This window comes from Shewanella sp. FeAMO (assembly GCF_053653955.1).
Map to the genome: position 1 here is coordinate 1,850,887 of NZ_CM132201.1, position 11,398 is coordinate 1,862,284.

10 protein-coding genes and 1 pseudogene are annotated in these 11,398 nt (G+C 55.8%); 10 read left to right on the forward strand and 1 reads right to left on the reverse strand.

The features are described 5' to 3' along the window. Positions 1–107: 107 nt before the first annotated feature. From ACWAU4_RS08365 to ACWAU4_RS08405, 9 genes are all read left to right on the forward strand, one after another. Positions 108–1,601: a CoA-acylating methylmalonate-semialdehyde dehydrogenase gene (locus ACWAU4_RS08365; protein WP_144218882.1), complete on the forward strand. Its 1,494-nt coding sequence runs from the start codon at positions 108–110 to the stop codon at positions 1,599–1,601. A gap of 123 nt (positions 1,602–1,724) precedes the next feature. Beyond that, a complete protein-coding gene (locus tag ACWAU4_RS08370) occupies positions 1,725–2,882 on the forward strand; it encodes an acyl-CoA dehydrogenase family protein (RefSeq protein WP_025009787.1) in 1,158 nt (385 codons plus the stop codon). Positions 2,883–2,919: 37 nt separating this feature from the next. Further along, positions 2,920–3,693 (forward strand): enoyl-CoA hydratase, encoded by a 774-nt coding sequence (locus ACWAU4_RS08375; protein WP_208125733.1) that lies wholly within the window; start codon positions 2,920–2,922, stop codon positions 3,691–3,693. A 12-nt stretch (positions 3,694–3,705) separates the two neighbouring features. Further along, the gene (locus ACWAU4_RS08380) at positions 3,706–4,818 is read left to right on the forward strand and encodes an enoyl-CoA hydratase/isomerase family protein (protein ID WP_028780346.1); all 1,113 of its coding nucleotides are present in this window, start codon (positions 3,706–3,708) and stop codon (positions 4,816–4,818) included. Between the two features lie 41 nt (positions 4,819–4,859). Beyond that, entirely contained in the window at positions 4,860–5,759 is a 900-nt protein-coding gene (gene mmsB / locus ACWAU4_RS08385; RefSeq protein WP_454290540.1) for a 3-hydroxyisobutyrate dehydrogenase, read from the forward strand. 10 nt (positions 5,760–5,769) lie between these two features. Further along, positions 5,770–6,525: an SDR family oxidoreductase gene (locus ACWAU4_RS08390; RefSeq protein ID WP_025009790.1), complete on the forward strand. Its 756-nt coding sequence runs from the start codon at positions 5,770–5,772 to the stop codon at positions 6,523–6,525. A 72-nt stretch (positions 6,526–6,597) separates the two neighbouring features. Next, a complete protein-coding gene (locus tag ACWAU4_RS08395) occupies positions 6,598–7,569 on the forward strand; it encodes a hypothetical protein (protein WP_144196747.1) in 972 nt (323 codons plus the stop codon). 151 nt (positions 7,570–7,720) lie between these two features. Beyond that, entirely contained in the window at positions 7,721–7,945 is a 225-nt protein-coding gene (locus ACWAU4_RS08400) for a hypothetical protein (protein ID WP_025009792.1), read from the forward strand. A gap of 78 nt (positions 7,946–8,023) precedes the next feature. After that, the gene (locus ACWAU4_RS08405) at positions 8,024–10,090 is read left to right on the forward strand and encodes a S9 family peptidase (protein ID WP_375336443.1); all 2,067 of its coding nucleotides are present in this window, start codon (positions 8,024–8,026) and stop codon (positions 10,088–10,090) included. A gap of 5 nt (positions 10,091–10,095) precedes the next feature. Here the strand turns inward: ACWAU4_RS08405 and ACWAU4_RS08410 are convergent, their stop codons facing one another. Beyond that, positions 10,096–10,494 carry a MerR family DNA-binding protein gene (locus ACWAU4_RS08410; RefSeq protein ID WP_096141346.1) on the reverse strand — a complete coding sequence of 133 codons (399 nt, stop codon included), beginning with the start codon at positions 10,492–10,494 and terminating at the stop codon, positions 10,096–10,098. A 227-nt stretch (positions 10,495–10,721) separates the two neighbouring features. Between ACWAU4_RS08410 and ACWAU4_RS08415 the strand changes: the two are divergent. Further along, positions 10,722–11,333, forward strand: a pseudogene (locus ACWAU4_RS08415) (heavy-metal-associated domain-containing protein); the annotation flags it as partial. Positions 11,334–11,398: the final 65 nt, after the last annotated feature.

Sequence of the window (11,398 nt, forward strand, 5' to 3'; positions counted from 1 at the left end):
AGCGGCCGGCAACAAATTGAAGCAATCAACAAGACAGGAAACGGCGTCACCAAAAAACAGCCACAAGAGCTGTTGCTGCGCCGTTCCACTACTTACAAGGAATTCTTATGAGCACACAAGTCAAGCACTACATAGATGGCGAATTCGTCAACGGTTCCGGCAGCAAGCAGATCAATGTCACCAACCCGGCCAACAATGAAACCATCGCCTTTATCAACTGTGCGACCCAGCCGGAAGTTGAGCGCGCCATCGCCAGCGCCAAGGAAGCCTTCAAGAGCTGGAAGGAAGTGGCCGTTTCCGAACGCGCTCGGGTGATGCTGCGCTATCAACATCTTTTGAAAGAACACCATGACGAGCTGGCCACCATTTTGGCCCAGGAAACGGGTAAAACCTTTGAAGATGCCAAGGGTGATGTCTGGCGCGGCATTGAAGTGGCCGAGCATGCCTGCAACATCGCCTCCTTGCTGATGGGTGAAACGGTTGAGAACGTGGCCCGCAGCATAGATACCTACTCCTACACTCAGCCGCTGGGTGTCTGCGCCGGGATTACGCCATTCAACTTCCCGGCGATGATCCCGCTGTGGATGTTCCCGCTGGCTATCGCCTGCGGCAACACCTTCGTCCTCAAACCGTCCGAGCAGGACCCAATGACGCCGCAGCGTCTGGTGGAGCTGTTTGAACAGGCCGGTGCTCCCAAGGGGGTGCTGCAGCTGGTTCATGGTGATAAAACTTCGGTTGATGTACTGCTGTCTCACCCGGATATCAAGGCGATTTCCTTTGTGGGTTCTGTGGGCGTGGGTCAGTACATCTACAAGACAGGCACTGACAACCTCAAGCGGGTGCAGGCCTTTGCCGGTGCCAAGAACCACTGCGTGATTATGCCTGATGCCAACAAGCAGCAAGTGATCAATAACCTGGTGGGCGCCTCGGTTGGTGCCGCCGGTCAACGTTGTATGGCGCTGTCGGTCGCTGTGTTTGTCGGTGCCGCCAAAGAGTGGATCCCTGAGCTGAAAGAAGCCCTGTCCAAGGTGCGTCCCGGTCTTTGGGATGACAAGGAAGCCGGTTACGGCCCACTCATCAGCCCGGCCGCCAAAGAGCGGGTACTCAAGCTTATCGCCGAGGGCAAGGCCGAAGGCGCTGAATGTCTGCTCGATGGTTCCGACTGCACTGTACCCGGTTATGAGTCTGGTAACTGGGTTGGCCCGACCATGTTCGACAAGGTAACCACGGACATGAGCATCTACAAGGAAGAGATCTTCGGCCCTGTGCTCTGCTGTATGGAAGCCGAGTCGCTGGAAGATGCCATTGAGCTGGTTAACGCCAGCCCTTACGGCAACGGCACCTCTATCTTTACCGCCAGCGGCGCTGCGGCGCGTAAGTATCAGCATGAAATTGAAGTGGGTCAGGTGGGTATCAACGTGCCTATTCCTGTGCCGCTGCCATTTTTCTCTTTCACGGGTTGGAAGGGCAGCTTCTACGGCGATCAGCACGCCTACGGCAAGCAGGCGGTGCGTTTCTACACAGAGACCAAGACCATCACCAGCCGTTGGTTCGAGTCTGATATCGCCTCTGGTCCCAATATGACTATCGCCCTCAAGTAACAGTGTGAGCCCAAGGGCACCGGCAATGGCCGGTGCCCCTTTTTAATCGCAACAGTAAATAACAAGAGATCCGGCGTCACCGGATCACCGCAAGACGCAGAGATCTGCGCACAGGAGTCAAGCATGGATTTCAATCTCAACGAAGATCAGCGCCAATTCGCCGAGCTGGCCCGTCAGTTTGCCGCCGATGAACTGGCCCCATTTGCCGCCAAATGGGATGAGGAGCATCACTTTCCCAAAGACGTGATCCAAAGAGCCGGGGAGCTGGGATTCTGTTCACTCTATTCTCCCGAGTCTGAAGGCGGCATGGGCCTGTCGCGTCTGGATGCCTCGATTATTTTTGAAGAGCTGGCCAAGGGCTGCACTGCCACCACAGCCATGCTGACCATTCACAACATGGCCACCTGGATGGTGACAACCTGGGGCCAGCAAAGTCTGCGGGCCGAGTGGTCTGAAGCGCTGACCACAGGCAGCAAGCTGGCTTCTTACTGCCTGACCGAGCCTGGTTCAGGCAGTGACGCCGCTTCACTTGCCACCCGCGCCGAGCGCGACGGCGATGAGTATGTGATTAACGGCTCCAAGATGTTTATCTCGGGCGCCGGCGCCACCGAGCTTTTGGTGGTGATGTGCCGCACCGGTGAGGCCGGCCCCAAGGGAATTTCGGCCATTGCCATCCCGGCTGATGCCAAGGGTGTTATCTACGGCAAGGCCGAGGACAAGATGGGCTGGAACGCCCAGCCAACCAGACTCATTACTTTTGAAAACGTGCGGGTGCCGGTCAATCATCTGTTGGGTGAGGAAGGCCAGGGCTTTACCTTCGCCATGAAGGGCCTGGATGGCGGCCGCATCAATATCGCCACCTGCTCTGTGGGTACCGCTCAGGCTGCACTTGAGCGCGCCACTGAATATATGCATGAGCGCAAGCAGTTCGGCAAACCACTGGCCGCCTTCCAGGCGCTGCAGTTCAAGCTGGCCGACATGGCCACAGAACTGGTCGCCGCGCGGCAGATGGTGCGTCTGGCGGCATTTAAGCTGGACAGCGGCGATCCCGAAGCCACGGCTTATTGCGCCATGGCCAAGCGTTTTGCCACAGATATAGGGTTTGCCGTGTGTGACAGCGCGCTGCAAATTCACGGCGGCTACGGCTACATCCGCGAATACCCGCTGGAGCGACATTTCCGTGATGTACGGGTACACCAGATCCTGGAAGGAACCAATGAGATTATGCGCCTGATCATCGCCCGCCGTCTGCTGGATGAGCATGCTGGCGAGATCCTCTAAGGCCAAACCCATTTAACCGAATTGCAAGGAGTCATTCATGTCTTTTTTGATTGAGCATATCGAAGGCCACACGGCTGTTCTGACCATCAACAATCCACCGGCCAACACCTGGACGGCCGAGAGCCTCAATGAACTGCGCCTCAAGGTGGAAGAGCTCAACAATGATCCCGATATCTATGCCTTGGTACTGACAGGGGAAGGGGAGAAATTCTTCTCGGCCGGCGCCGATCTTAAGCTGTTTGCCGATGGTGATAAAGGCAATGCCGCTACCATGGCACGCTATTTTGGCGAAGCATTTGAAACCCTGAGCGCCTTTCGCGGTGTGTCTATTGCCGCCATCAACGGCTATGCCATGGGCGGCGGTTTGGAAGTGGCTCTGGCCTGTGATATCCGTATCGCCGAAGAGCAGGCGCAGCTTGCATTACCCGAGGCCACCGTCGGCCTGCTGCCTTGCGCCGGCGGCACCCAGAATCTGACCGCTCTGGTCGGTGAAGGCTGGGCCAAGCGGATGATCCTTTGCGGTGAGCGAATCGATGCCGCCAAGGCCTGTGAGATTGGCCTGGTCGAAGAGGTAGTTGGTAAGGGCAAGGCTCTGAGTGCCGCCATTGCGCTGGCGACCAAGGCCGCTAAGCAGAGCCCATCGAGCGTGACCGTTTGCAAACAGTTGATCCAGGCCGGACGTAATATGCCAAGAGCTCAGGCGCTGCCGCTGGAGCGTGAGCTGTTTGTGGCTCTGTTTGACACCCAAGATCAGAAAGAAGGGGTCAATGCCTTCCTGGAGAAGCGCGCAGCCAACTGGAAAAACGCATAAGGAGGCGGTGATATGAGTCATGAAGTGGTATTTCAGACCCTGGGAACCGCCAGCGGCAAGTTGATTGGTGTGGCGACACTCAATGTGGAAAAAGCACTCAATGCACTGAATCTTAACATGGTGCGTTTGCTGGCCAAGCAGTTGGCTGCCTGGAAACAGGATGAGCAGATTGCCTGCGTGATCCTCGACGGCAGCGGCGACAAAGCCTTCTGCGCCGGTGGAGATGTGCGGGCGCTGTATCAGGCGCAGCAGGCCAATCCCGGCAGTTACACCCAGGAAGCCCGGGTGTTTTTCGAAGAGGAGTATCGGCTCGACTTTCAGCTGCACACCTTCGGCAAGCCTGTATTGGTTTGGGGCGACGGCATAGTGATGGGTGGTGGTCTGGGGCTGATGATAGGTGCCAGCCACAGGGTATTGACCGAGCGCTCGCGCATCGCCATGCCTGAGGTCACCATAGGCCTTTACCCGGATGTCGGCGGCAGCTATTTTCTCGGCCGCATGCCGGGCAAGACTGGGCTGTTTCTCGGCCTGACCGCCTACAATATGAATGCGGCCGATGCCCGTTATACCGGCATTGGCAATCATTTTCTGGCCTCAACGGATAAAGAGCGCATGCTCGATGCCATGGCGACGGTTAATTGGGGCAATAACACCAGTCTCAACCAGCAGAAGCTGCATGATCTGCTCAATGAACTGGAAACCCAGAGTGAAGAGCGTCCCGGCAGCAGCCGCTTGAAGGGCCATCAGGCTCAGATTGATGAGCTGATGACCGGAGATATGGCCGAAATTCTCGCCAAGATGCAGGCCCTGGAAACCCAAGAGAGCTGGTTGCAGCGCGCTTGTGACACCATGCTGAGCGGCAGCCCGCTTAGCTGGGCGCTGGCCTACGAGCAGTCAAGGCTTGGGACCGACATGAGCTTGGCGGATTGTTTCCGCTTCGAGCTGGGGCTCAGCCTCAACTGCTGCGCCATAGGTGATTTTTGTGAGGGTGTCAGGGCGCTGCTTATCGACAAGGACCGTAATCCCAGCTGGCGTTACGGCAAGGGCAAGATAGCACCGCAAGAAGCGGTATCTGCCTTGCTCGAGTCGCCATTTGAACATGAACACCCATTGGCCGATCTGTAACAGATGCCGGCAAACAAGATTCCAACAGGGAGAGCAAACAGATGACAACAGTGGCTTTTATTGGTTTGGGCAACATGGGTGGGCCGATGGCGGTCAACCTGATCAAGGCCGGGATGACTGTTCGGGTATTCGATCTGGTGCCGACGGCGATGCAGAGCCTGGCAGAGCAGGGGGCTATAACGGCCCAGAGCGCCTGTGGCGCAGCGGCGGGTGCCGATGTGGTGGTAACCATGTTGCCGGCCGGCAAGCATGTTCGTAGCCTGTACCTCGGCAGCGAGCAGCAGCAAGGGCTGCTGGATGTTGTGGTCGAGGGGACCTTACTTATCGATTCATCGACCATAGATGCCGACAGCGCCCGCACTGTGGCGGCTGCGGCGGCCGCCAAAGGGCTTGAGTTTGTTGATGCGCCGGTTTCCGGTGGCACCGCCGGGGCCGCGGCCGGTACGCTGACCTTTATCTGCGGCGGCAGCGACGCAGGTTTTGCCAAGGCCAAACCCGTTCTCGAGTGCATGGGCGCCAATATTTTCCATGCAGGTGGTGCCGGAGCTGGTCAGGTTGCCAAAATCTGCAACAACATGCTGTTGTCTGTCTTGATGGTAGGTACCAGCGAGGCACTGAGTCTGGGGATAGATAATGGTTTGGATCCCAAGGTGCTGTCGGATATCATGAAAGTTTCGAGCGGCGGCAACTGGACCTTGGAGAAATACAACCCCTGTCCCGGGGTGATGCCAAGCGTGCCATCGTCCAATGACTATCAGGGCGGATTTATGGTGGATCTTATGGTCAAGGATCTCGGCCTGTCCCAGGAAGCAGCGCTGTCCAGCCAGTCGAGCACCCCTATGGGCGCATTGGCGCGCAGCCTCTATGTCAATCATGCTCGCAAGGGCAATGGTCGTCGCGATTTTTCCAGTATTTTTGGACAATTCAAGCAAGAGAAATAAGGATAACCCAATGGATGTAAAAGGTAAGGTAGTCGCCATCACAGGTGGAGCCGGTGGACTGGGTCTGGCCATGGCGCAGGAGCTGGCCGCTGCCGGTGCCCGTCTGGCGCTGATCGATGTGGATCAGGACCGTCTGGAGCAAGCCTGTGCCCTGATGGGCGAGACCGAAGTTCAGGGTTATGCGGTGGACATCACGGATGAAGAAGATGTGATGGCAACCTTTCAGTACATTCTGGAAGATTTTGGTCAGCTCAATGTGCTGGTAAACAACGCAGGTATTCTGCGTGACGGCATGCTGATTAAAGCCAAAGAGGGCCAGGTGACAGACCGTATGTCGCTGGAGCAGTTCCAGTCGGTTATCAATGTAAACCTGAGCGGCAGCTTCCTCTGTGGCCGTGAAGCCGCAGCCGCCATGATAAGCTCTGGCCAGGAAGGGGTGATCATCAATATCTCCAGCCTGGCTCGGGCCGGCAATGTAGGGCAGAGCAACTATGCCGCCTCCAAGGCCGGTGTCGCTGCCATGGCGGTGGGCTGGGCCAAAGAGCTGGCACGCTACAAGATTAGGGCCGCCGCTGTTGCCCCCGGGGTTATTGCCACCGAAATGACCGCCGCCATGAAACCGGAAGCGCTGGAGCGCCTGGAGAAAATGGTGCCGGTCGGCCGTTTGGGTGATGCCGCTGAAATCGCCTCGACAGTTAAATTCATCATTGAAAACGACTATGTCAATGGCCGGGTATTTGAAATTGACGGCGGTATCCGCCTGTAATTCAATGCTTTGATATCAAGGCGAAAATAGATATCATCCCTGTTTTTTACCGCGTTTCAAACAAGGACAGGGATGATGTTTTCTTCCACTAGGCAGGTTTCCTTTAACCCTCTATTGTTGTCAACCACGCTAGTGCTGACTGCTTCGCTCTCCTGTGCTCTTGTCGGCTCACAAGCCAATGCCAGCCAAACCAATGCCAGCCAAACCCAGACAGTTCAACCCAGTGAAGCCAAAGCTGCCATACGTCACGAGGAAGGGCGGCAGATTTATGCCGAGCAGATGGAAGGAAAACTGCTCGCCAAAGACGGCCAGAGCTTGCCAGATGGCGTTGCGCCCAAGACGTTGCTTGATTGGTTGGCACCGGGACGTTCCCCGAACTTGCTGGCAAGCATAGGCGCCAAACCTTGGGGCAACCAGGGCCTGTATCTGGGCTATGCCTGTGTGGTTGCCGAAGAATCGGAGCTTAAATATACAGATGGCAGCGATCTTTGCAGTGAGAACTTTGCCGAGCGTCAGACCCATGATTTTTACTTTGGCGTATTTAAGCTGGACCAGGGGAACTTCCAAGCGCTTGCTACCCACGATGGCCCACTCAATACCCCGGTCAACTGGAACTACTCCAATCTGGAAAGCACAGTGGATGGCGGTTCTGATACAGTACCTCAATCGGTCAAAAAGCTGGATCTGGCACCCTACAAGGTCAGTGACCAGTTAACCGCCATAGGGATCCGAGTTGGTTTCAGTGAAGGCTTTTCCGGTGGCGGTGCCTTCTATGAAGCGCTGCAGCTCTATGTAATTGATGGCGATAAGCTGGTGAATATCTTCTCTGAACCCATGTATTTCTATAAAGATCTGGCCGGTGAGCGGGATGAAACCGGCGTCCGCGCCCGGGTTATTGATGAAGGCAAAAATCTGCTGCAGCTTCTTGGGCGTAAACATCAGGGATACTATGATCTGCGCCTGAAAAATGTCGACAATGGCAGCAAAGTGGACTTTCGTTGGTCCAGGGATGCCGGGCGTTATTTGCTCAAAAATGGCGGTTGAGCCGCGCCCAAGTCTCTCAAACGTTATCATTCTGCAATCCGGGGTGTCAGATACTTGTCCGCTTTGTATCACAGACGTTGACAATTCTTGTCCCGGATTGAACAATTCCCCTACTAAAAGGTAAAAGCACCAGAGGTATAAACACTCACCCATGCATTGGCTGGAGAAACAAATCAAGCGCCTGCTTTTACTGGTGGGAGTCGTGGGGGTCATGGTAATCTACTTCGGATTCTTCTACCTGCTTCTCAGCGGTCGCTCCACAGAACCCATCACCTGGTACTATTTGCTTTCACCTTGGATCTGCATCTTTTTTGGATTATCCAGTTTGCAGCAGTACAGGGTTTTGCAGTGGTTCTGTGCCAGATATAAAAAATAAGAAAAACCAAGAAAACACAAGACTTAAGTTGTAGTAGTTTCAGCCTGCCCCTGGGCAGGTGTTGGGGGAAACGAAACCATGATTTTCAATCCCGGAAAGCGAATTCTGGCCGCAGCGCTGATGGCTTCAGTGTTGCAGGGTTGCGGTCAACCTGCGCAGGAGCAAGAAGCTCCTGCCAACAATGAACAGAGGATTAGTGCCGCTTATGGCAGCTGGGTCTCACCTTTGGGAGCCGCCGAAGTCTACGGCAGTGCCTCGGCAATAGGTGAGCTGCAGAGTGTCGGTGATGCGATTTATTTCTCGGAATCCAGCCCGGCCGAAGGTGGCAAGGTGGGGATCAAGCGTCTCGAAAAAGACGGCAGCATTACCAGTGTGGTGGCGCCGGCCTTTGGTATTGGCAGCCGCGTTCATGAATATGGCGGAGGCGACTTTCTCGGCATAGGCCAGAGCCTGTTTGTCACCAAGGGGCAGGATCAGCTGTTTTACCGGATAGCGCCCAATCAGGAGGCGCTGGCACTGACACCCAATGGCACCCGTCACGGCGACTGTATCTCTTATCCCAAGGGCTCACGGATTATCTGTGTCCGGGAAGATCATCGCCAACCGGGAGAGCCCAAGGCCAGTTTGGTGACCATTAACCTGAATTTCTCCGGTGAAGGGGATATCTTCGTCGATGGTCACGACTTTATCAGTTCTCCGGCAATTAATGCCGACAATACACAGCTTGCCTGGATCACCTGGGAACACCCCAACATGCCTTGGGATAATACCCAGTTGTGGCTTGGGGATCTCAACCGCAAGGGACAGTTGACCAATATTCGCCAAATCGCCCCTGAGCGCAAGGGCGCACTGATGCAACCCCTGTTCAGCCCTGGCGGTGTGCTCTATTTTATTGCCGACTATGACAACTGGTGGAACCTGTATCGGCTGGATGCCAACGGCAGTATCGAGCAGGTTACTCAACTCAAGGCTGAAATCGGCGGCCCTGCCTGGAAGCTGGGCCAGCATGCTTACGCCTTTGAGAATGAAAACACCCTAATAGCCAGCTTCAACAAGGAAGGCGATGCCGGATTGCTGCGACTGGATCTGCAGACTGGGGTCATTGAACCTTTGGCCGCCGACTTTGCCGATATCAGGCAGGTGGTGCAAGGGGCTGACGGGGTGTATTTTGTTGGCAATAGGCCAACACCCGAGCGCGGCATCTACAAGGTTTCCGGCCGCGGTACAGAGCTTGTGTACGCCCCGGAGATCAGCGGATTGGATCCCAAATATATCTCCCGCGCCATCAATGTGGAGTTCACCACCAAGGGGGGAGACAAGGCTCACGGCTATTTTTATCCGCCGGTAAATGGTGACTACCAACCCCTGCCGGACACCCGGCCGCCGCTGCTGATGATGCTGCATGGTGGCCCGACCGCCAAGGCCAACCGGGCTTACAGCAGCGCCATTCAGTACTGGACCAGTCGCGGCTTTGCCGTGTTTGAGCTCAATTACCGTGGCAGTACCGGCTTTGGTCGCCAATATCGCCAGAGTCTCTATGGCAACTGGGGCAAGGCAGATGTTGAGGATGCCGTCTGGGCCGCCGGGTTTTTAGTTGACCAAGGCTGGGTCAGTGCTGACAAACTGGCGATTCGCGGCGGCAGTGCCGGTGGCTTGAGCGTGCTTTCGGCCTTGGCCTTCTATGACAAGTTCAAGGCCGGGGTGAGCTATTTCGGGATCAGTGATATCGAGGTGCTGGGCAAGGAAACCCATAAGTTTGAGTCAAGATACCTGGATCAACTGATAGGCCCTTACCCCAAAATGAAGGCTGTGTATCGTGAACGCTCGCCCCTGTATCATCTGCAGGGATTCAATGAACCTTTGCTGCTGTTGCAAGGGCTCGAAGATAAGGTGGTGCCACCGAATCAGTCGCAGCATATCTTTAAGGCGCTGAAAGATAAGGGCGTTCCCACGGCGTTTATCGGCTTTGAGGGGGAGGGGCACGGCTTTCGCCAGCCCCACAACAAGATACTGGCATTGGAGTCAGAGCTGGTGTTCTACGGCATGGTGTTTGATTTCACCCCGGCGGGCACGCTGCCGGCACTGAAGCTGGACAATGCCGCAGCCTTGGCGCGGCCCGGGCAGCAAGCCAAATTGCCTGAGTGACAACTTCAGGCCTGTTTGGCTTCGCTGGACAGGCCATCTATGATGGCGCATTTAGACTGGCTGCCACCGCGGCATTGAGATACCAGCTCGCTCAGTTGGGCATGCAGTGAGGCCAGTCTGGTCATCTTTTCTTCCAGCGCCTGCAGGTGCCCCTTGGCCAGGCGTTTGACATCTTCGGCGCAGCGTTTGGGATTGTGTTTCAGTTGCAACAGATCCCGGCATTCATCCAAGGTAAAGCCCAGCTCGCGGCAGTGCTGCAAAAACTTGAGCGCCTCGATTTCGGCTGCCCGATACTCACGATATCCGTTGTCGCCTCTATGGGCCTCAACCAAGCCTATGTCATGGTAATAGCGGATACTCTTGATACTCAGACCTGTTGCCTTGGCCACTTCGCCTATTTTCATCGTCAAACTCCCGCTTTCTGCCGTATTTGGACTATTGTGGGCTATTTTGTCGCGCCGCAAGCGCATTGTTGAGAGTCAGTGCACCTTTTATCTCACGGATGATTTTTCGAGCTTGACTCTCCCGTTACTGGAGACTTTAACCTTTATCTCAGTGTTGAGCCAGCCTCGCTTGCGAGGGGCACAGAAGGGAGTTTCCAATGGACCAGATACAATTCACCATAACGAATATGAAGTGCGGCGGCTGCGCCAGCAAGATAAGGGCCCTGTTTGCCGACGATAACGGCGTAGAAGCCGCTACCGAGGTGGCCGATAAGTCGTTGACGCTGACATTCGCCCCGGGCGCTGAGCTTACCCCCGCCACGGCGCTGGCGAGACTGAAAGACGCAGGTTATGACGCTGAGCAGGCCGAGATTGCGGCTCCCGGTGCCGGTGACAGCGCGCAAGAGCCCAGCCCTGAAGCCCCTGCCAGCTTTAACTTCCATGTTGCCGATATGAACTGCGGCCACTGTGAGAGTAAGCTTCGCAGGGCGCTGGCTGATGAGCTTGAGGTAGAAGTCGACCTTAAAGGCAAACAGCTGCGGCTGAAAAGTCACAAGAGCGCGGCCGAACTGGCCGAATTGATAACCGGCGCAGGCTTTACCCCGCCAACGCTTGCGCCAGGTAATACAAGTGAGCCGGAAAACTTCCACTTTTATGTTGGCGATATGACCTGTGGTCATTGTGAGGCCAGTATTCGTAAGGCGCTCAGCGATGAAGCCGAGGTGACAGTCAATCTGAAACAGAAACGGCTTGCACTGAAAAGCCATAAAACCGCCGCTGAGTTGACCGAGCTGTTAAAGGCCGCCGGGTATACCGCCGAGCCTTGGCGCGATGAGTATGCCGAGGCTGATACCGAGACTGAGAC